Below are 20,374 nucleotides of genomic sequence, written 5' to 3' on the forward strand. Positions count from 1 at the left end.
CCTTCCGCCTCGCGCAAATCCATTAAAGTATAACGACATTGTCAAGGGTTTCGTTCCCCTCTCTCCATCCACGCGGGCGCGAGGCCTGCGTCTGCCACATCGTGCACGAGCCGCGCCAGCGAGTACGACCCGTCCGTCCTCAGTGCGGCCAGGGCGGCTCCCTGCGCGGCCGCAAGATCACCGCTCCACCACAGCAGCACAGCGCTCAGCGCCAACACCGGCGCCTGCTGCCGGCGGCGTGCGTGCGCGAGCAGGCGCCGGCACCATCGAAGGGACGCCAGTACCGATGCGATGTCCGGTGGATCGGTGTCGGGGTCGCGCATCGCTCCGTCCAGCACGTCAGCCACCGCTGCGGACTCACGGCCGTACAGAGTGTCGAGGACCGCGCACGACGAGCCGCCGAGCCACTCGACAATCAGCGCGTCCCTCACCTTGACGTCCTGAACGCTCGCGATCGCCCTGCCGATCGCGGGAGCACTCGCGTTCAACGGAAAGGAGTCGCGGCATTGTTGCCATGCGTCGTAGCGCCACGCCTGGGGATCGTCCCCGCGGCGCTCCCACCAGCGATCCGCCGCTCGCGCGGCGCTGCGCCTGCGCGGTGCGGACGCGGGGTCCTCCTGGTCGTCCGGCGCGGCGTGCGCGACAGCGCTCGCGGTCATCGAGGCCGTCGGACCAGAGGTGCCCCACGGCACCGCATGACCCCCCAACGGACAGCATTCGCGATCCGCGCATCCGGGGCTCAGGTAGCGATCACCGTCACAGGCCCAGACGTCGACCCGTTCGACCGCTCGGTCGATCTCTGGTCGGAGCGCGTCCACCACTGGGCATGCCAGCGAGACGTCGTCGTGGGTGAAGGCCACGAGGAACGCGCGCCGCGCGGCGACGGCGCGCAGCCTCGCGGCGATCGCTCGTCCGAGTGACGACGCGGATTCCGCCACCGCGGCGTCACGACGGTCGACACGGAGCGCCACGACCACCTCGCCCCTGCCATCGAGTCCGATCGCGACCACCGACTCGCGGGGCACGTACCCCAGCATCAGCGGGATGGCGGCGATCAGCTCGCCCGGTCCGGTCAGGTGTCGTGTGTGCATGGAGGAATGCTCACCGGGGCACCGCGCTCGCCGCACTCGCGGGAGGCGTGAACTGTGGAGGCCCGCGGGGCGCGCAACGCTGTGGACGCGAGCGCCTAGGCTGACCGGGTGACTGACCAGCTCGCCAGATGGGCCTCGGAGACGGACGTTGCGATCGCGCACGCACTCGAGGCTCAAGCTCATGCGGGAGCGGTCCTCGGCCCGATCTCGGACGAGTTGCTCGGACCCCTACGGGACGTGTCTACGGGCGGCAAGCGCCTGCGTGCGCTGCTGCTGCTTGCGTCGCACTCCGCACACGGCGGCGCCGACAACCAAGCCGCGACGAGCGTCGCTGCGGCGCTCGAGCTGTTCCAGACGGCCGCCTTGGTGCACGATGACGTGCTCGACGGCTCGGACACACGCCGCGGCAAGCCCGCCACGCATCGTCGCGTCGAGGCCCTCCACCGCGAGCACGGCTGGCACGGCGACTCCTCCGACTTCGGCGAGTCCGGCGCGGTGCTCGCCGGTGACCTCACGCTCATGTGCTGTCAGCGCGCTCTCGGCGACGCGGTCATCCGCCTTCCCCCCGTCACTGCCCGGACCGTCTCGACGCTGTTCTTGGACATGGCAGACATCGTGACACTCGGGCAGTACGCCGACCTGCGCGCCGCAGCGGCTCCGATCACGACCCTCGGCGATCAGGAGCACGAGATCCGGGCGGTGATGCGCACCAAGACCGCGTCATACACCGCCGAGTTCCCGCTCGCCTTGGGTGCCGCGATCGCCGGGGCAGACGCGGCGTCGATCGAGGCGATGCGGAGCGCAGGACGCTCCCTCGGGCATGCGTTCCAGCTGCGAGACGATCTGCTGGGGCTGATCGGTTCGCCAGCCGCGACGGGCAAGCCATCGGGTGACGACATTCGTGAAGGCAAGCGCACGCTGGTGATGTGGCGAGCGTGGAAGAGCACGGACCGTGCCGGCCGCATGGTCATTGGCGATGCGCTGGGCGTGCGCGACGCCCCTGAAGACGCCATCGCCCGGGTTCTCAGAACAGTCCGCGAGACCGATGCGATCTCGTGGTCCGAGGGGGAGATCGCTCGAGCCGCCGGTGACGCTCGCGACTCGCTTGCGAGGCAAAGCCTGACCCGCGACGGCGCGGCCGCGCTGGAGTCGCTCATCACCCGGGCCGTCGACCGGGAAGCCTGAGCCGCCGGGACACCCGAAACTTAGAGCTGTGCTTGAGCGGCTCTCCGGACCGGGGCGCGGCGGCCTTCCCGCATGGCCTCGAGCGGCGTGGCGCCGAGCTCCTCGGAGTGTTCGAGGAGCCATTCGAGAATCTCGTCATCGGACATGCCACCGTCGGCCAGCACCGTGATGGTGCCGCGCAGCGTGGGGAGGATCCGCGGACCCTCCGGCGCTGCGTCATCGATGAAGCCTTCGGGTAGGTGCCACGCCTGCGAGTCGCCGCGTCGCGTCGCGACAATCGCACGCTCGCGCAGCAGCTCACGCACGCGTCCGGCAGTGATGCCGAGCCTGTCCGCAAAGTCGGGGACTGGAAGCCATCCATCAGTGTCTGTCACGACACCAAGGATACGAAGGTTTGGACTGTTGCGTATCCACCCGGCCGGGGCTACAGTCACATCAGTCACAATTGTCACATCAGTACCATCTGCCTCACCTAGGAGAACCCCGTGGCCCCCTCGACTTCCACCGTCCGCCGCACCCGGACCGCCGCGTTCGTGGCCGCCACGGCGATCGCCGCGACTGCTTTCGGCGCTCTCCCCGCAGCCGCAGACGAGCGCCACCGCGTCACCGACGGCGACACTGTCAGCGCGCTGGCCGTCCGGTACGGGACCTCCGCGCGCTCGATCATCGACGCCAACGACCTCGGCGCGCGTGCGCTGATCGTGATCGGTCAGAGCCTCACCATCCCTACCGGAGGGAGCGGGAGCGCAACTGCCGCATCGGGCACTCACACTGTCGCCGCTGGCGACACCGTGTGGGACCTCGCTCGCCGCTACGGAACCACCGTGTCCGCGCTCATCGATGCGAACGGCCTGGACTCGCGCGCGATCATCCGTGAGGGCCAGTCCCTCATAGTCCCCGGCGGTTCCACTGCCACCCCCGCGGCCAACACCTCCACACCGTCGGACGGAGTCCGCCACACTGTCGCCGAGGGCGACACCGTCTGGGGCCTCGCCAGGAAATTCGGTACATCCGTCTCCGACATCGTGCGAGCGAACGACCTCGACTCCCGCGCGATCATTCGCGAGGGGCAGACACTGACCATCCCCGGCGCCACCGCCGTGGGCGACACCCCGGCCTCCACCGCGGTGGCCACCGACACGAACTTGGCCGAGTTCGGCGGTGCCACACAGCAGCACACGGTCGCATCCGGTGACACGCTCGCGCGCATCGCCGACCGCTTCGGTGTGACCGTGAGCGCGATCGTCTCGGCCAACGCCATCAAGAACCCCTCCGTCATCCGCACCGGCCAGCAACTCACGATCCCAGGCGGCGTCCCTTCCGGACTGGTCGGCGACACCTTCCTGGGGCGTACCTACTCCGCGGGCGTCGTGGGCGCTGCCAACCAGAACAAGGCAACCCTGAACGCGACCGACGTTCCTTCTCGTGCGCAGATGCAGCAGATGATCGCGGACACGGCCCGGTCCATGGGCGTCGATCCCGCTCTCGCCCAGGCCGTCGCATACCAGGAGTCGGGTTTCAACATGCGTGCCGTCTCCCCCGCCAACGCGGTCGGCGCCATGCAGGTCATTCCCAGCACCGGCGAGTGGGCCTCCGACCTCGTGGGCCGGGACCTCGACCTGTTGAATCCCCAGGACAATGTGACCGCAGGCGTGGCCGTGCTCCGACACCTGCAGCGAGACGGACGCGAGCTCGAGACCGCGATCGCGGGTTACTACCAGGGCGAGACCGGCGTGCGAAAGTACGGAATGTACGCCGACACCAAGCGCTATGTCGCCAGCGTGCTCGCCCTCACAGGTCGCTTCTCCTGACCCGCGGCACACCGCTGACGCACCGCCGCCAGCGGCGCTCGACCCGCATACAATGAACCCGTGTCCGAGACCTTGACAGATCCCCTTATCGGCCGTCTGATCGACGGCCGCTATGAGGTGCGCGAGAGGGTCGCAGCGGGGGGCATGGCCACGGTGTACGTCGCATTCGACAAGCGGCTTGAGCGCGACGTGGCGCTGAAGATCATGCACCAGCACCTCGCCGCGGACGCGAGCGAGGCCGACTTCGTGTCGCGCTTCCGCCGCGAGGCCAAGTCTGCTGCACGCCTCACTCACCCGGGCATGGTGCGCGTCTACGATCAGGGCGTCGATGGCGACCTGTCGTATCTCACCATGGAGTACGTCGCGGGCGAGAACCTCCGCGAACGGGTCTCTCAAGAGGGAACGCTGTCCGTCGGCGAAGCTCTGGCGATCACCGATGCGGTGCTCGACGCGCTCTCAGCCGCGCACCGTCAAGGGCTCGTGCACCGCGACGTCAAGCCCGAGAACGTGCTGCTCGACGACTCGGGTCGCCCCAAGCTCGCCGACTTCGGACTCGCACGTGCCGTGACAGAGGTCACCAGTACCTCCACCGGAATGCTCCTGGGCACCGTCGCGTACCTTGCTCCGGAGCTCGTCGCCAGCGGAGATGCCGATGCCCGGGCGGACGTGTACGCATGCGGCATCCTGCTCTACGAGATGGTGACCGGCCGCCAGCCCTTCACGGCCGAGACGGCGTTCGCCGTCGCTTCCCGTCATGTTCACGAGGACATGCCTGCACCCTCGGCCGCAGTGCCTTGGCTGCCGGTGGAGTTCGACGAGATCGTCGCGTCGATGACGGCACGGGACCCCGAGGGACGCCCGGCCGATGCGGCAGCGGCACTTGCGCTCGTGCGCCACGCCCGCTCGCTCATCGACGACCCCACTCTGGACCGCAAGGCCGACCCCCCGTCCGGCTCGGTGCCGATCGCGCACGAGGACGGTGCCACCACCGTCCTGTCCGACGCCCCGTCGGGTTCGACGATCGCACTCCCCATCGGCCTGGGCGGATCTGCGGCGCTCGTCGCCGGCCGCGCGGACGCGGAGATCCTCGACGACGACCCCGAGGCGATCGAGCCCGAGCCCCGCAGCCGACGCACCGGATGGTGGATCGGTGCTGTGCTTGCGACCCTCGTGGTTCTCGGTGGCTTGGGGCTCTGGTGGTACAGCTCGATCGGTCCGGGCGCCTACACGACCGTTCCGTCCGTCGAAGGACAGACGGCGGCCGATGCGACATCCTCTCTTGAGGCTCTTGGGTTCGTGGTCTCTCCGGAGCTCGAGTACAACGACGTCATCGCCGATGGCATCGCGATCGGCACCGAGCCAAGCGCGCAGGCTCGCGCGCTCAACGGCTCCGACGTGACGTTGCTCGTCTCGCAGGGGGCACGTCAAGAGACCATTCCCGAGGTCGTCGGGCTCTCCGAGAGCGACGCCCTCGCGGCGCTAGGAGACGCGGGCTTCCCTGTCGGCGACCCCACCTTCACGCACTCCGACACCGTGCCCGAGGGCGAGGTCATGTCGTCGACGCCTGCGCAGGGTGAGACGGTGCGTCACGACACCGAGGTCATTCTCGAGTTGTCAGACGGACCCGCGCCCATCACCATCCCTGAGGTCATCGGCAGCACCGAGAGCGAGGCGTTGGCCGCGCTCGAAGAGCACGCTCTCGACGTCACCGTGGAGCGCGAACGCACCTTGGACGCCCCCGAGGGTGAGGTGTTCCGCCAGGACCCGGAGCCCGGTGCCGAGGGCGTGCGCACCCAGCCGATCACCATCGGGGTGTCGGACGGACCACCGCTCGTCGAGATCCCGGACTTCACATACGACACAGTCGACCGGGCCACCGCCGACCTTGAGGAGCTGGGCCTCGAGGTCAACCTCGAGGCCGACAACATCTGGCCATGGACGACTCCAGAGTTCGTCGTGAACCAGCGCCCGGAACCCGGCACTCAGCTCGAGGTCGGCTCCACGGTCACACTGATCTACGACAGCTGACGCGCGATCCCGCGCAGCCGGCCCTCCGTCATCGCTCGCTGAGCAGCTCCGACACCTGGAACGCCAGCTCGAGCGACTGCTGGTGGTTGAGCCGCGGATCGACCTTCGTCTCGTAGCGCCGTGCCAGACCCTCGTCGTCGATGTCCTCCGTGCCGCCCATGACCTCCGTGACGTCGTCACCGGTCAGCTCGACGTGCATCCCGCCGGGAATAGTGCCCGCAGCACGGTGGACCTCGAAGAACCCGGTGACCTCATCGAGGATCGTGCCGAAGCGACGGGTCTTGTAGCCGGACTCGGACGTGAAGGTGTTGCCGTGCATCGGATCCGTGAGCCAGGTCACTGCCACGCCCGCGTCTCGCACTCCCTCGACGATGGGCGGCAGGGCATCGCGCACCTTGTCCGCGCCCATGCGCGCGACGAAGGTCAGCCTGCCCGGAACGTTGTCGGGGTTCAGCCGCTCTGCCAGCGCCACTGCATCGGCAGCTGTCGCCGTCGGTCCCAACTTCACGCCGATGGGGTTGTGCACCCGCGACATGAACTCCACATGCGCGCCGTCGAGCTCACGTGTCCGCTCCCCGATCCACAAGAAGTGCGCCGAGCAGTCGTACGGCAGTCCCGAACGGGAGTCGATGCGAGTCAGTGCGCGCTCGTAGTCGAGCAGCAGGGCCTCGTGGCTCGAGAACAGGTCCACGGTCTTGAGCGCGTCGAAGTCTCCCCCGGCGGCGCCCATGAACCTCACGGCGCGGTCGATCTGCGCCGCCATCTGGTCATACCTCGCGTAGGCGGGGTTGGCGGCGAAGCCCTTGTTCCACGCATGGACGCGGCGCAGGTCGGCGAAGCCGCCGTGAGTGAAAGCCCTGATGAGGTTCAGAGTCGAGGCGGACACGTGGTACGCATCCATCAAGCGCTCGGGGTTCGGAGTCCGCGCCTCCTCGGTGAACGCGGACGAGTTGACGATGTCTCCGCGGTAGGTGGGCAGCGTCACCCCGTCGCGGGTCTCGGTGCCCGCCGAGCGAGGCTTCGCGTACTGGCCCGCCATGCGGCCGATCTTCACGACAGGCGTCGACGCGCCATACGTCAGGATGACCGCCATCTGCAGGATGGTCTTAATCTTGTTGCGGATGCGGTCTGCCGTGGCCTCCGCGAAGATCTCCGCGCAGTCGCCGCCTTGCAGGACGAATGCCTCGCCCCGTCCGGCCGCCGCGAGGTGATCGCGCAGCACGTCGGCCTCGCCGGCAAAGACCAGCGGCGGAACCTGCCTGAGCCGTTCGGTGGTGCGCGCAAGCGCTTCTTGGTCGGGCCATGCCGGCTGCTGCTTCGCCTCGAACTGCAGGTACGAGTCGGCGCCGGCGGCCACGAGGGCTGCCTCAGTCATCGCGTCAGGCCTGGCCGATCTCACTCAGCGTACGGGTGTACCACGGGGTCGTGACATCGAACGCCTTGTGGCCGGCGATGCGCGGGAACTTGATCGCCTTCAGGCGGTCGCCGTCCTCCTCGTCGTGGCCGATCACACCGGACTCGCCGCGCAGCGCGCATTCGACTCCGTAATCGGTCATGGACTTGATCAGCCGCAGATCCTCAGGGTTGGCCTTGGCCGAGCGCGAGAAGTAGCCCGACTTCTGCACCATGACCTTCTCGGCGCCGATGCGCTCGGCGAACTGCTTCGCGAACCACTGGCCCGGGTTGATCTCGTCGATGCGCACGTGTCCGAACGGGTCACGGGCCACCTCGCCGCCCGAGGCCTCGATCTGCTTGATGATCTCGGGCACGCCCGCACCCTCCGAGAGGAAAATGTTGACGTTGCCGATCTCGTCCATCACCGCCTTGAGGCGCGTCGCCTCGGCGTCGAGGTCGATCTGCTGCTCGGGGAGGTAGAGGCCGTGGATGTCCCACCGCTCCCGCGACAGGCCGATCTCGGGGACGAAGTCGAGGCCGTCGAGCCACTGGCGGTACTTGAGTGCCGATGCGGCGGTGAGCCACCCGCACGCGCGTCCCATGACCTCGTGGACGATCAGCATGCGCGGTCCGGAGCGGTGCTCGCCGATGACGTTCTGGGCGAACACGCTCGCCTGCTCTGCGGCGCTCCACGCGCCGAGCGACTGGCGGATCGGCACGACGTCGTTGTCGATGGTCTTGGGAAGGCCCACGACGGTCAGGTCGTAGCCGTTGTCGTGCAGGTACGCGGCGAGGTCGGCCGCGGTGGTGTTCGTGTCATCGCCGCCGATGGTGTGCAACACGTCGACGCCGTCGGTCTTGAGCTGCTCGGCCGCCACCTCGAGGGGGTTCTGACCCTCCTGGACGAGCCCGCGCTTGACGCAGTCCTCGGCATTGGTGAGCTTGACGCGAGAGTTGCCGATGGGCGACCCGCCGAACTCGTGCAGCGTGCCGGCCTTGGCGCGCACGTCGTCGCTCACCGTCGTGAACTTGCCCTGGAGCAGACCCCAGTAGCCGTGCTCGTACGCGATGATCTCGATCTCCGGAGCGATCTCGGTGTAGCGCTCAATCAGACCGCCCACTGCGGAGGACAAGCACGGAGCAAAACCGCCCGCGGTGAGGAGGGCGACACGGCGGACCGACATGGTGAACCTTTCGTGGTGGGTTGGAGTCCCGTCCATTCTAGGGGGACTCTTCAGAGGCATCGGGCGTGTTCTCCGCGCGCTCGAGCTCCAACTTGTAGCGGGCCGCATCGCGGTCCGCGTACTCCTGGCCGGACAGGGCCTGGATGGCAGTCATCACGCTGTCAGTGAGCTCTCGCAGCACTTCCCTGTCATCCTGACGGCCCGCGTAGGCATCCAGTCTCATGGGTTCGCCGATGCGCACTCCGATGTCGGTGCGGCTCGGCACCTTCTGACCAAGAGGCTGTGCGAGGTCCGTCCCGATCATCGCCAGGGGGATGATCGGCACGCCCGCTTCGATCGCCATGCGAGCGACGCCTGTCTTACCCCGGTAGAGGCGCCCGTCGGGGCTGCGAGTGCCTTCCGGATAGATGCCGAGCAGCTCGCCCGAGTGCAACCATTCCAGACCGGTGCGCAGCGCTGCCTCCGATGCGCGTCCGCCCCCGCGATGCACGGGGATGGTGCCGACGCCTTCCATGAACGAGCGCGTGACATAGCCCTTGAGGCCCTTGCCGGTGAAGTACTCCGACTTGCCGAGGAAGGCGATCTTGCGGTTGATCACGAGAGGAAGGAAGAACGAATCCGAGACCGCGAGGTGGTTCGAGGCGAGGATCGCGCCGCCCGACTCGGGAACGTTCTCCACTCCTTCAACCCATGGCTGGTAGTAGCTCTTGAGGGGCGGGCCAAGCAACACGTGCCTGAACAGGGTGTAGTAGGCGCTCATCGGCAAATGGTCTCGACTTCCTGTTCTCGAACGGTCCTGGACGGATGGGCGGGAGGCTAGGAGTGCGGTGTCTCGCGTGCGAGGGCCGCAGCTCCTACTATGCCCGCATCATTGCCCATGGCTGCCGCGACGATCGGGGCGACCGGTCGGTGCCCACGCGCCGGCAGGTGTTCCTCGTAGGCGGCGCGAGCGGGGGCGAGCATGAGATCGCCCGCAGCGATCACCCCTCCCCCGACCACGAATGACTCGGGATCGAGCACAGCAGCGAGCGATGCGCAGCCAGCGCCGATCCACGCCCCCAGCTCGGCGAGCAGTTCGATTCCGAGCTCGTCGCCGTCAGCGGCCGCCTGGGTGACGTCGGGTCCGGAGATGGCTGCGGCGTCACCGCCCCCGATCCCGATGAGACCCGCGGCACGCACTGGCCGTTCGCGTGCGGCCCGTCGCGCCTCGCGCACGAGCGCCGAGCCGGAGGCGTACTGCTCCCAGCAGCCACGATGCCCACAGCCGCACGGGTGGCCGCCGGGCTGCACCCGCATGTGGCCGAGCTCCGCTGCGAATCCGTAGGCCCCGCGCACGAGCTGCCCCTCGGAGATGATCGCAGCGCCGAGCCCAGTGCCGATCGTGAGCATCACCATGTGGCCGACGTCGCGACCCGCTCCGTAGCGGTACTCGCCCCAGCCCGCGGCGTTGGCGTCGTTCTCCACCACCACATGGATGTCGTCGCGGCCGATCAGCGCCTCGACCCGTTCGGCGAGCGGGTACTCGCGCCATGCGATGTTCGGGGCGAAGAGCACCCGACGCCGATCGGACGAGACGAATCCGGCGGCCGCGAGGCCCACGTGGTGGACCTCGTGGCGCTCGCAGAGGTCGATGACCGCATCGGCGATCGCCGCATCGATGCTCGCGGCGTCCTCAGGCTGCGTCGCACGACGGGTCTTCTCGACAATGCGACCCTCGTCGTCGACGACGCCCACGGCGATCTTCGTTCCGCCGATATCTACGCCGATCGCGTGCATGAACGGTGCTCCCTGGGTGCTCGGTTGGCTTTGGGAAGAGGGTATCGTGAGCGTCACTGTCGTGAATGCCAACGGAGGCGCCATGAAAAGCCCGGCTGCCGAATACCCGGCCAGCATCATCGCTCTTGTCAGCGCTGCGTGGTCCACGCATGCCGACCGAGTGGTGCTGCGCCATCCAGACGCGAACGACGAGTGGATCGACGTCACCGGGTCCGAGGCCCAGGCCCACGTCAACTCCGTGGCCAAGGGGCTCATCGCGACTGGCGTCGCGGCCGGAGATCGCGTCGCCATCTACTCCCGCACCCGCTACGAGTGGACCGTCCTCGACTTCGCGATCATGTCAGCGGGCGCGATCCCCGTTCCGATCTACGACACCTCCTCGCAGTCGCAAGTCGACTGGATCGCCTCGGATGCCGAGGTCAGCGTCATCATCGCCGAGACCGATGCACTCGCAGAACGAGCGCGCGCCGTCGCGGATGACCCGGAGAGTCCGGTCGAACGGGTGCTGGTCATCGACCATGGCGCTCTCGACGACCTCATCACTGCAGGCGCGGACGTCTCCGACGAGGACCTGGAAGCCCGCATCGCGACGCTCGGCCATGACTCGCTCGCCACCATCATGTACACCTCCGGCACCACTGGCAGGCCCAAGGGGGTGAGGCTCACCCATTTCTCCTACGTGCGCCACATCGCCGGCATCCACGACGAGCTTCGCCCCGTGCTGTTCGGCGAGGGCGCGTCGACGGTGCTCTTCCTCACGCTGGCGCATTCGTTGGCAAGGCTGGTCGAGATCGCTCTGGTGGCCTCCGGCACGGTAATCGGGTACTGCCCCGATCCGTCCAAACTCGTTCCCGCGATGCAAACCTTCCATCCCACGCTCGTGCTGGCCGTGCCGCGGGTGTTCGAGAAGGTCTACAACTCCGCCGAACAGAAGGCCGCGGCGGGCGGCAAGGTGAAGATCTTCCGGTGGGCCGCGAAGCAGGCCATCGACTACTCCAAGGCGCTCGACACGGACGCCGGCCCAGGCCTGGCACTTCGCCTGCGCCTCAAGGCGGCCGATGCGCTCGTGCTCAGCAAGATCCGCGACGTGCTGGGCGGCAAGGCCCAGTGGGCAATCTCCGGATCGGCACCGCTGGGCGACCGCCTGGGACACTTCTACCGCGGGCTCGGCCTCACTGTTCTCGAGGGCTACGGACTCACCGAGACCAACGCCGCCTCCCACGTGAACCGTCCCGCACTCGCGAAGATCGGCACTGTGGGTCCGCCGCTACCAGGCATCGAGGCACGCATCGCGGACGACGGCGAGATCCTGCTGCGCGGCGAGGCACTGTTCGAGGGCTACCACCACAACGCGGACGCGACCAACGACGTCTTCGCGGACGGGTGGTTCCACTCCGGCGACATTGGCACGCAGGACGAGGATGGCTACCTGACCATCACGGGCCGCAAGAAAGAACTGATCGTGACCGCCGGCGGCAAGAACGTCGCGCCTGCCGAGCTCGAAGACCGGATCCGGGCTTATGCGCTCGTGAGCCAGTGCGTGGTCGTCGGCGACGGGAAGCCCTTCATCGCGGCGCTCATCACCCTCGACGCCGACGCACTGCCGGGGTGGCTGCAGAGCAAGGGCATGGAGCCGATGACGCCCGCCGAGGCGGCCAAAGATGAGCGCATCGTCGCGCGCATCCAGAAGGCGATCGACCGCGCCAACAACGCCGTGTCGAGGGCGGAGTCGGTGCGAGCATTCCGCATTCTCGACAGCGACCTCACGATCGACAACGGCATGCTCACGCCTTCGCTCAAGGTCAAGCGCGTGCGCGTGCTCGACACGTACGGCGCCGTGATCGACGACATCTACACCGGCAGCCGTCCCGACTGACGACAACCGCACTGCTTAAGCGGTGTCAGCTAGCGATGCCTGAACGCACCAACCGCAACGGCGGCACCAGTCCGCCTTCAACGAGACAGTCGACCGCCGCCGCCTGGTCATCGTCCATCTCGACCGGCTGCGGCTGTCGCACCGGAATCGTGAGGAACGACACCACGCAGTCACCGCAGGCCTTGCCCCGGACCTCGCATGTATCGCAATCAATGATCATGTTCCGCACGCTACGGGCGACCTCTGACATCGGCTCCGGCGCCCCGCGAACACAGCCGTGTCACACGCGCGACGTAGCGTTAGCACCATGACACTGGCAGTACAGGGCAGCCTCGCCGACATCGGCGAGCCGCTGTCGGCGACCACATTCGTGGTGGTGGACCTCGAGACCACCGGCGGTTCGTCGCGCGACTGCGAAATCACGGAGATCGGGGCGGTCAAGACGCGCGGCGGCGAGATCGTGGGCGAGTTCCAGACCCTGGTGGACCCTGGCGGCCCCATTCCCCCGTTCATTGTTGCGCTGACGGGAATCACGGACGCGATGGTGGTCGCAGCACCTCCGATCGCACAGGTGCTGCCGAGCTTCCTCGAGTTCCTAGGCGACGCTGTGCTGGTGGCGCACAACGCGCGGTTCGATGTGGGCTTCCTCAAGGAGGCGTGCCGCCGCCACGGATACGCCTGGCCCGCGCCCGAGATCGTCGACACCGTCCTGCTCGCGCGCCGCGCGACCACCAAGGAGGAGGCGCCCAACAAGAAGCTCGCGACCCTGGCCCGAGTGTTCGGCACCCGCGTGACGCCCAACCACCGGGCGCTCGAAGACGCGCGTGCCACCTCCGAGGTGTTGCACGGCATGCTCGAGCGCCTCGCCGCGTTTGGTGTCACGCATCGCGAGGATCTCGATTCACTGCGCAATCCCATGCCGAACTCTCTTCGCCGCAAGGCGACCATGGCGGACCGCGTGCCGGCGAAGCCGGGCGTCTACACGTTCCGGGGCCCGCAAGGCGAGCGACTGTACGTCGGTACGTCCCGCAACCTGCGATCGCGCGTCAAGTCCTACTTCACGCGCGGCGAGAACCGCCGGGGCATCCGCGACATGCTCGAGCTCGCGGTGGACGTCGACACCGTGGTGTGCCCCACGCAGCTTGAGGCCAACGTCCTCGAGATCCGGATGATCGACCAGTGGCGCCCGCGTTACAACCGCAGGTCGGCTCGGCCCGAGAAGACCGCGTGGCTACGCCTCACGGACGAACGCTACCCGCGCCTGTCAGCCGTGAAATCGGCCTTCGGCGATCCCGCTTGGCTGGGGCCGATGCGCTCGATGGGGGACGCGCGCCTCGCCGCATCGGCGGTCGAGCAGGCCCTGGGCGTACGCACGTGCACGACGCGCCTCACGATCGTGCCGCGGGCGGCTGCCCATGCGTGCATCCTCAAGGACCTCGACGCGTGCGCCGCGCCATGCGTGCGCGGCGCCGAGTCCGGCTACGACGACACGTTGATTACGGCGCGTGATGCCCTCGACCGGGACGTCTCCCCTGTTGTCGAGGCCATGCGCCGGGAGGTGGCCTCTCGAGCGGAGCGCATGGAGTATGAGCGCGCAGGCGAACTCAGGGACGCTCTCAGTGCGCTCGTGGACGGCGCGATGCGCCGCGACCGCCTCGCGGCACTGCGTGGGTGCCGCATCGTCGCGGTTCGTCGCGTTGACGATGCCTGGGAGCTCGCATCGATTGCCCACGGCGTACTGGCAGGCTCGCGGCGAGTAGACAGCGGCGTGTGGGAGGCGGCCGACGCCCTCCGCCTGCGCTGGCACACGCTCGAGATAGACGCGCCGTTGGTCGAGGAGCAAGAGCTCATCCTGCGCTGGCTGGAGCGGCCCGGAACCCGGTTGCTCTATGTCGACGGCGAGTGGGCCTCCCCCGTCACCGGCGCCGGCCGGCACCGCCAATGGGTGGACGCACGTCGCTCCGACCACGACTCGAGAGTCGGGTCGGAGCGACGTTGACTCGTGCCTCATCACCGCGACCGGTGTCCCGCAGAGGCGCCGTTCCGCGTGATGCGGTCGGGCGCCTCCGCGGGATGCTTGCGAGCTAGGACCTAAGCGTCGTCGCCCAGCAGCCGGTACAGGAACGCGGCGAACGCGTCACGGGTGAGGGGCTCCAGCGGCCGGTAGGTGCCGTCGTCCCATCCCGTCGACAGCCCCGTGTCGCCCATCCAGCTGATCTCGGTGTAGAACTCCGTGCTGCCCGGCGTGACGTCCGAGAACATCGGCTCCGCCGGAGCCACGTAGCTCTCGGGGTCGACGTACCGGTAGAGGAAGGCCGCCATCGCGTCACGCTTGGTGGAGTCGAACGGGCGGAAGGTGCCGTCGTCCCAACCGGTCGACAGACCCGTGTCGCCCATCCAGCTGATCTCGGTATAGAACTCCGAGCTGCCAGGCGTCACGTCCGAGAACACCGGCTCGGCGGGGGCCGTGTACTCGGGATCCTCGAGACGGTAGAGGAACGCGGCAATCGCGTCACGAGACAACGGAGCGAAGGGACGGAAGGTCCCGTCCTCGTACCCGGTCGTGAGACCGTTCTCCCACATCCACTCGATCGCCGCGTAGTGCTCCAGCGAGTCGCCGACATCGGAGAAGGGCATGCCGCCGTTCACCAGCTGTGCAACACCCCAGCGCGCGGTGGACTGGTAACCAGCACCAGTCGGGTCCGCCCAGTTGAGGATCGTGTGACGAGCCCCATCCGCGGCACCGTTGACCTGGAAGTCCACACCGTGGAAGGTGCCCTCTCCGCCGTACTCCAGCAGCGAGATGGCAGCCTCCACGGCCCACCCGCCGTCGATGCGGCTCGTCGCCGACTCGACGCGGTTGGCCTGGAAGCCCTCGTCACCGGTGCCGAACGACACCACGTTGTCCGCGTTGATGCGCAGTTGCATGTCGTCGTAGCGGTACGAGCCGTTCTTGAAGTTGCCACCATCGACGTAGATCTCCACGGAGTCCTGCGTCCACGGGTCCGATCCCGACGTATCGACGTCGGGGTCAGGGACCTCGGCGTAGACGTAGAGGGTGTTGTCGTCCCACAGGGTCCAGAACTCCGCCGGCTCGGCCGGGCCGGACACGTTGACCTTGTCGGTGGTGACCGAGGGGGCGCCGCTCCAAGCCTCCTCCACCGTGCCGTCGATGACAGGCACGCCCGACGCCTGCGGAATCTCGAGGTACGAGAGCTCCTCCACAAGGGTGACGGTGCCGGTTGCTCCCGGGGTGTTCCACCCGGAGGTCGTGGCGCCATCCGTGATGCGGGCGTCGAACTGGATGCTGTCCGACTCGGCGGCGCCGGTCAGCGGAAGGTGCGCCACGATGTCGTAGCCGACCGCCGTCTCGGTGACGACCGCATCGGCGTCCCCGTCCCCGTCTCGGCCCACCGCGTAGTCCGCGCCGTCAAGCGTGAACTCCAAGCCGTCGCCCGCATCGGCGGTCCCGTCCTCGACGGACACGAACACCGTCAGGTGATCCTCCGCCCAGCGGAACTGGAACTCGCCCTGGCCCTCGATCGGCAGCAGCGGCAGCCGTTGCCATACGGGAGAGCTGGTCGCGTCGTCGTCGAGCGCGACCGAGCCGGCGAATGCGGTAGCCGTCCGGGTGCGAGGCGGCAGCGGCTCCTCATCTGCCTGGCCCTCCACGATCCCGTAGTACGAGGGCTTGGCCTGGTAGCCGTCATCGAACACGAGCGGGCCGCCATTTGCATCCCGCCATGACCGCGAGTCGACCAATCCCCACACCGTCACGGAGTAGAGCTCACCCGCGTACGTGCGGAAGATGTCGAACGCATCACGGTAGTAGTAGCCCTGATCGATGAACTTGGCCTGCGACTCCGGAATCCCGGTCGTGACGTCGAGCTCCGTCACCACCTGAGTCAGACCGAGCGCACTCGCGTCGACGATCGCGTCCTCGAGAGCCTGAACAGGCAGCGACAGGTTGACGTGGAACTGGTGCCCGATGCCGTCGATCGGAGCGCCACGGTCCATCATGCGCTCGATGAGTGCGAGGTACCGCGAACGCTTGCCCGACTGCTCGGTGTTGTAGTCGTTGATGAACAACGTCACGGCGTCGTCGGAGCCGTAGGTGTCGTTGAATGCCTCGTCCGCGTAGCGGAAGGCATCGTCCACAAACGTCTCACCGAGGATCCGGTACCACTCGGAACGGCGCATGCCGTCTGCGTACGCGGCGGAGTCGTCGATGACCTCGTTGACGACGTCCCAGGCGACCACGGGGTTGTCCACGCCGTACTCGCCCCATGCGCTCAGGTACTCCGCGACGTTGAAGATGTGGGTGCGCATCCGCTCGCGAAGGATCGCCTGGTCGGCCTCCGAGTCGGTCAACGGAGCACCGGTCTCGTCCTGGAAGAACCAGGCTGGCGTCTGGCTGTGCCACACGAGCACGTGGCCGTACATCCCCAAGGAGTTGTCAGCGGCGAAGTCCATGAGGGAGTCGATCTCGCCCGCGTTGGGCGCCCAGTTGCCGGCACCGTCGTACCAAGCCTCGGGCTTCATGAAGTTCTCGGCGGTGATCTGGTTGAAGTGCCGCAGGAGCAGCTCCGACGGAGCTCCCACGGTCTCGCGCGAGTCGATCGCGACTCCTGCGGGGAACGGCACCGTGTCCTTGATGGGAGTGAGGTCCTCGATGACGGCCGGTTCAGGCACCGCCACGGAGATGTCGTCGATGTAGAACGTGGACGTGTTGCCCTTCGCGCCGCCGTCGTACGCGGTCTCGAAGTACAGCCACGCCTGCGCGCCCTCAGCCACCGTCGGCATGGTGAAAGATCCGGTCACCGTGGTCCATTCGGAGTTCGAGAACCCGTCGCTGAACTGCGCCAACGTGGAGAACGTCGACTCGCCGTTCTGCAAGGACATCCAGATGTCACCCGGCGTCTCTCCATCGGCGAATCGGAACGATGCTGTGACCTCATACTGAGTGCCCGTCACGAGCACGTCGGTGACCTCGAAGCGGATCCCGTCGCCCTGCGAGTTGCGTCCGGACACTCTCGCCGAATGAGTGGGGCTCGCCGACTGCTCCTCTGAGAGCTCGACCGTCGGGGTGCCCGGAAGCGGGCCTCCCTCGTCGTCTTCGCTCCAGCCGCTGTCGCGCAGCTCCCAGCCGTCAAGGGATCCATTCTCGAAGTCGGTGCTGAAGGCTACGGTGCCGGGGTCTGGCCCGGGCTCCTGCGCGTCGCACGGTGCGGTGACCACGATGTCGTCCACCTGGTAGTCATCGGTCGATGCCACCTCGATGTACGCCTTCGCGGTCGCGATGTCCGCGGCCGCGAAGGTGTACGTGCCGGTGACCGTCGTCCACTCGCCAGCAGTGACCGTCGTCGAGCCCACCCAGTTGTAGGTGTCCTCGCTGGCCTCATCGAACGCGATGAAGCGCACGTCGGCGGCCGCGGTCAGCAGCACATCGGCGCTGAACGTGTAGACTACGCCCGGCTCGAACTCGCCAGTCGGCGACTGCACGCCGAAGTGCGAAGCCGTGCGGTCGGTGATCTCGAGCACCTGGTCCCCGCCGTTGTCGACGACAGTCAAGGTAGCGGCGTCGTTCGCGATCCAGGATCCGGTGGTCCCATCCTCGAAGTCGATGCTGGTCACGGGCTCGCACGGCTCCGGCTCGGATGCCGGCGCAGTCACCGAAATGTCGTCGACGACGTAGCCAGCGAGATCCGCGACCTCCAGGTAGACCTTCGCGCTGGAGGCGCCCGCACCAAAGGTGTGGGTGCCGGTCACCGTCACCCACTCGTCGGCCGTGCCTTGGGTGTTGCCCACCCACACGAACTCGTTGGAGGCACCCGGTTCGTTCGCGATGAGCCTGAGGGCGGAGTCCGCCGCCAGCCGCACGTCGATCGAGAACGTGTACTCGACGTCCGCCTCGAACGCGCCCGTCGGCGAGGACGGACCGTCGTAGGCGTTGGCGCGGTCGGTGACCGCCAGCACATTGTTCGCGCCGGAACCATCGTCGACGACCGCGAGGGTGGCGTCGCCGTTGGCGACCCAGGTTCCCGTGGTGCCATCCTCGAAGTCGATGTCGACCTCGCCGCCGGCCGCGGCGCGCGCGGGCGCAGAGGTGGCGGGTACGAGGGCGAAAGTCAGCAATATGGCGGCCATCGCAGTGAATGCGACGGCGGCTAGGGGGCGGAGAGTGATCCGCATGAGCGCTCCTTTACGCGATTCGGACGTGGCCACCGAAGCGTCGGTCGAGCGGGAGCGCTCATCCTCCCCTTCGGTGGGCAGGTTGCGAAAACGATATACACGCCGTGGCGCACGGACTAGCGGGAGCGCGATACCGGTGCGAAAGTTGCGTGAACTGGTGGCGTGCCGCGGAGCATCACCCCTGGAAGAACCACTCGAAACGGTATGCCCACACCGTTGAGGGGATCAGCTGCGTGAGGCCGTCACCCAACGATCGAGCACGTCCGCGGAGGCGCCCGAGTCGATCGCGCGGACCGCGATCTCCATCGCGGCCCCAAATCGCTCGGCGATGGTGCCCGACGCGGTGCCAGGAAGCGTCGCATCTGCCACGATTCCTGCTGCTGCGTTCAGCACCACGGTATCTCGCACCGGCCCGCGCCGACCGGCCAGGACATCGCGCGCCACCTCCGCGTTGTGGTCGGCGTCGGCGCCGCGCAGCTGGTCGATGGTGATCGGGGTGAGGCCTAGGTCCACGACCGGGTCGAGCCGCAGCTCGGTCACCTCTCCCCCGCGCACCTCCCACACGGTGGCGGCTCCGGTGGGCGCCAGCTCATCAAGGCCATCGTCGCCGTGAAACACGAGCGCCTCGCGGCCTTGCTGGGCAATCACGCCCGCGAGCACCGGAGACACCCGCATGCTGGACGAACCGATGGCCGTCGCGGCCGGCTGGGCCGGGTTCGTGAGCGGGCCGAGGATGTTGAAGGTCGTCGGCACGCCCAGCTCCTTGCGGACCGGCATGGCGAAACGCATCGCCGGGTGGAACACCTGCGCGAAGCAGAACGTGATCCCCACCTCGGTCGCGAGGTCGGCCACCCTCTCGGGCGGCAGGTCAAGGCGCACCCCGAGCGCGGCCAGCACGTCGGCACTGCCGGACTTGGAGGTGGCGGCGCGATTGCCGTGCTTGACCACGGTGAGGCCTGTGCCTGCGGTCACGATCGACGCCATCGTCGAGATGTTCACGGTGTGGGCGCCGTCGCCGCCCGTCCCGACGATGTCCACGCAGCGGCCGGGAGCCTCGAACCGTAGCGCGTGATCCAACATCGCCTGAGCAAGTCCCGCGACCTCCGTGGGAGTCTCGCGCTTGACGCGCAGCGCAGCCAGGAAGGCCCCCATCGCGACGGGAGAGGCGCTGTCCGTCAGCACCGAGTCCATCACGGCGGCGGTCTCCTCGGAGGTGAGGTCCTCGTGCTCGACCAGTCGCGAGAGCAGATCCTGAAGAGTGGGCACGGTGCCTCCTCGAGGCGGTTCAGGGACGGGTCAGGACGCCTGGTCGACGGGAGCGAAGAACCCATCGACAGCGTCACGCACGGCGAACGGGTCCAAGGGGTGGGCGACCGCGGCGTCAGCCTCTGACCAGGTGGCGAGCCAGGCGTCACCGGCACGCCCCACCAGCAGCATGATCGGCGGGCAGTCGTAGAGCTCGTGCTTGATCTGCCGACAGAGGCCCATGCCACCCGACTTCGCCGCCTCACCGTCGAGGATGAGCAGATCGAATCGCTGAGAGTCGACCTGGGAGATCACCGCGTCGTGAGTCGCGGTCTCCGTCCACTCGATCGTCCTGCCATGGGTGGTGGAGCCGCACGCGAACCGCACCTTCTCCCGCACGTTCCGATCGTCGCTGTACACCAGGATGCGTGCGCGCGCAGGCGCCACCGCATCGTCCTTGCGATTGGCCACGTCACTCATGGCGACCATTCTGGCACGAAGCTCGACGCCCGCCGGCGGTTCACGGCGCAACACTTGGGCTGACCTGCGAGTTCTGGCGTCTAGGACCTACGTCATACGCAATAATGGTTG

15 protein-coding genes are annotated in these 20,374 nt (G+C 67.8%); 5 read left to right on the top strand and 10 right to left on the bottom strand.

Translation table 11 applies throughout. The annotated features are described in order from the left end of the window. Positions 1–41: 41 nt before the first annotated feature. A complete protein-coding gene (locus ACNI3K_RS11640; RefSeq protein ID WP_419392059.1) occupies positions 42–1,091 on the bottom strand; it encodes a DUF4192 family protein in 1,050 nt (349 codons plus the stop codon). A gap of 108 nt (positions 1,092–1,199) precedes the next feature. Between ACNI3K_RS11640 and ACNI3K_RS11645 the strand changes: the two genes are divergently transcribed. Next, positions 1,200–2,276: a polyprenyl synthetase family protein gene (locus ACNI3K_RS11645; RefSeq protein WP_419392060.1), complete on the top strand. Its 1,077-nt coding sequence runs from the start codon at positions 1,200–1,202 to the stop codon at positions 2,274–2,276. A 20-nt stretch (positions 2,277–2,296) separates the two neighbouring features. Here ACNI3K_RS11645 and ACNI3K_RS11650 read toward each other — a convergent pair whose 3' ends face one another. Beyond that, the gene (locus ACNI3K_RS11650; RefSeq protein ID WP_419392061.1) at positions 2,297–2,650 is read right to left on the bottom strand and encodes an Rv2175c family DNA-binding protein; all 354 of its coding nucleotides are present in this window, start codon (positions 2,648–2,650) and stop codon (positions 2,297–2,299) included. Positions 2,651–2,761: 111 nt separating this feature from the next. On the opposite strand from ACNI3K_RS11650, the gene ACNI3K_RS11655 reads away from it, so the two are divergent. Further along, positions 2,762–4,087, top strand: coding sequence for a LysM peptidoglycan-binding domain-containing protein (locus tag ACNI3K_RS11655; protein ID WP_419392062.1), 1,326 nt, complete (start codon positions 2,762–2,764; stop codon positions 4,085–4,087). 60 nt (positions 4,088–4,147) lie between these two features. After that, positions 4,148–6,115, top strand: a complete 1,968-nt coding sequence (gene pknB / locus ACNI3K_RS11660; protein ID WP_419392063.1) for a Stk1 family PASTA domain-containing Ser/Thr kinase — start codon at positions 4,148–4,150, stop codon at positions 6,113–6,115. Between the two features lie 28 nt (positions 6,116–6,143). Here the strand turns inward: pknB and ACNI3K_RS11665 are convergent, their stop codons facing one another. From ACNI3K_RS11665 to ACNI3K_RS11680, 4 genes are read right to left on the bottom strand one after another with little or no spacing between them, the layout of a single operon-like run. Beyond that, complete coding sequence (locus ACNI3K_RS11665; protein ID WP_419392064.1) at positions 6,144–7,490, bottom strand: class II 3-deoxy-7-phosphoheptulonate synthase; 1,347 nt, start codon at positions 7,488–7,490, stop codon at positions 6,144–6,146. 4 nt (positions 7,491–7,494) lie between these two features. Continuing rightward, entirely contained in the window at positions 7,495–8,694 is a 1,200-nt protein-coding gene (locus ACNI3K_RS11670) for a pyrophosphate--fructose-6-phosphate 1-phosphotransferase (RefSeq protein WP_419392065.1), read from the bottom strand. 37 nt (positions 8,695–8,731) lie between these two features. Continuing rightward, on the bottom strand, positions 8,732–9,454 hold the full coding sequence (locus ACNI3K_RS11675; RefSeq protein WP_419392066.1) for a lysophospholipid acyltransferase family protein: 723 nt from the start codon (positions 9,452–9,454) through the stop codon (positions 8,732–8,734). A 56-nt stretch (positions 9,455–9,510) separates the two neighbouring features. Next, positions 9,511–10,470 carry an ROK family glucokinase gene (locus ACNI3K_RS11680; RefSeq protein WP_419392067.1) on the bottom strand — a complete coding sequence of 320 codons (960 nt, stop codon included), beginning with the start codon at positions 10,468–10,470 and terminating at the stop codon, positions 9,511–9,513. An 82-nt stretch (positions 10,471–10,552) separates the two neighbouring features. Between ACNI3K_RS11680 and ACNI3K_RS11685 the strand changes: the two genes are divergently transcribed. Continuing rightward, positions 10,553–12,346, top strand: a complete 1,794-nt coding sequence (locus tag ACNI3K_RS11685) for an AMP-dependent synthetase/ligase (RefSeq protein ID WP_419392068.1) — start codon at positions 10,553–10,555, stop codon at positions 12,344–12,346. 25 nt (positions 12,347–12,371) lie between these two features. On the opposite strand, the gene ACNI3K_RS11690 is transcribed toward ACNI3K_RS11685, so the two are convergent. Further along, complete coding sequence (locus ACNI3K_RS11690; protein ID WP_419392069.1) at positions 12,372–12,566, bottom strand: hypothetical protein; 195 nt, start codon at positions 12,564–12,566, stop codon at positions 12,372–12,374. Between the two features lie 87 nt (positions 12,567–12,653). Here ACNI3K_RS11690 and ACNI3K_RS11695 point away from each other — a divergent pair, with 87 nt between their 5' ends. Further along, positions 12,654–14,345: a DEDD exonuclease domain-containing protein gene (locus tag ACNI3K_RS11695; RefSeq protein WP_419392070.1), complete on the top strand. Its 1,692-nt coding sequence runs from the start codon at positions 12,654–12,656 to the stop codon at positions 14,343–14,345. Positions 14,346–14,437: 92 nt separating this feature from the next. Here the strand turns inward: ACNI3K_RS11695 and ACNI3K_RS11700 are convergent, their stop codons facing one another. From ACNI3K_RS11700 to ACNI3K_RS11710, 3 genes are all read right to left on the bottom strand, one after another. Further along, on the bottom strand, positions 14,438–18,538 hold the full coding sequence (locus tag ACNI3K_RS11700) for an endo-1,4-beta-xylanase (protein ID WP_419392071.1): 4,101 nt from the start codon (positions 18,536–18,538) through the stop codon (positions 14,438–14,440). A gap of 225 nt (positions 18,539–18,763) precedes the next feature. Then, positions 18,764–19,804: an anthranilate phosphoribosyltransferase gene (gene trpD, locus ACNI3K_RS11705; protein WP_419392072.1), complete on the bottom strand. Its 1,041-nt coding sequence runs from the start codon at positions 19,802–19,804 to the stop codon at positions 18,764–18,766. A 30-nt stretch (positions 19,805–19,834) separates the two neighbouring features. Beyond that, positions 19,835–20,263 (bottom strand): response regulator, encoded by a 429-nt coding sequence (locus ACNI3K_RS11710; RefSeq protein ID WP_419392073.1) that lies wholly within the window; start codon positions 20,261–20,263, stop codon positions 19,835–19,837. Positions 20,264–20,374: the final 111 nt, after the last annotated feature.

It is taken from the genome of Demequina ureilytica (genome assembly GCF_048553575.1).
Classification (GTDB): Bacteria; Actinomycetota; Actinomycetes; order Actinomycetales; family Demequinaceae; genus Demequina.

What these genes read in the sequence shown, in the direction of transcription:
- ACNI3K_RS11665 (WP_419392064.1), bottom strand. Translation starts at nt 7,490, where the DNA reads ATGACTGAGGCAGCCCTCGTGGCCGCCGGCGCCGACTCGTACCTGCAG.
- ACNI3K_RS11690 (WP_419392069.1), bottom strand. Translation starts at nt 12,566, where the DNA reads ATGATCATTGATTGCGATACATGCGAGGTCCGGGGCAAGGCCTGCGGT.
- ACNI3K_RS11640 (WP_419392059.1), bottom strand. Translation starts at nt 1,091, where the DNA reads ATGCACACACGACACCTGACCGGACCGGGCGAGCTGATCGCCGCCATC.
- ACNI3K_RS11700 (WP_419392071.1), bottom strand. Translation starts at nt 18,538, where the DNA reads ATGCGGATCACTCTCCGCCCCCTAGCCGCCGTCGCATTCACTGCGATG.
- ACNI3K_RS11670 (WP_419392065.1), bottom strand. Translation starts at nt 8,694, where the DNA reads ATGTCGGTCCGCCGTGTCGCCCTCCTCACCGCGGGCGGTTTTGCTCCG.
- ACNI3K_RS11695 (WP_419392070.1), top strand. Translation starts at nt 12,654, where the DNA reads ATGACACTGGCAGTACAGGGCAGCCTCGCCGACATCGGCGAGCCGCTG.
- ACNI3K_RS11685 (WP_419392068.1), top strand. Translation starts at nt 10,553, where the DNA reads ATGAAAAGCCCGGCTGCCGAATACCCGGCCAGCATCATCGCTCTTGTC.
- ACNI3K_RS11675 (WP_419392066.1), bottom strand. Translation starts at nt 9,454, where the DNA reads ATGAGCGCCTACTACACCCTGTTCAGGCACGTGTTGCTTGGCCCGCCC.
- ACNI3K_RS11710 (WP_419392073.1), bottom strand. Translation starts at nt 20,263, where the DNA reads ATGAGTGACGTGGCCAATCGCAAGGACGATGCGGTGGCGCCTGCGCGC.
- ACNI3K_RS11680 (WP_419392067.1), bottom strand. Translation starts at nt 10,470, where the DNA reads ATGCACGCGATCGGCGTAGATATCGGCGGAACGAAGATCGCCGTGGGC.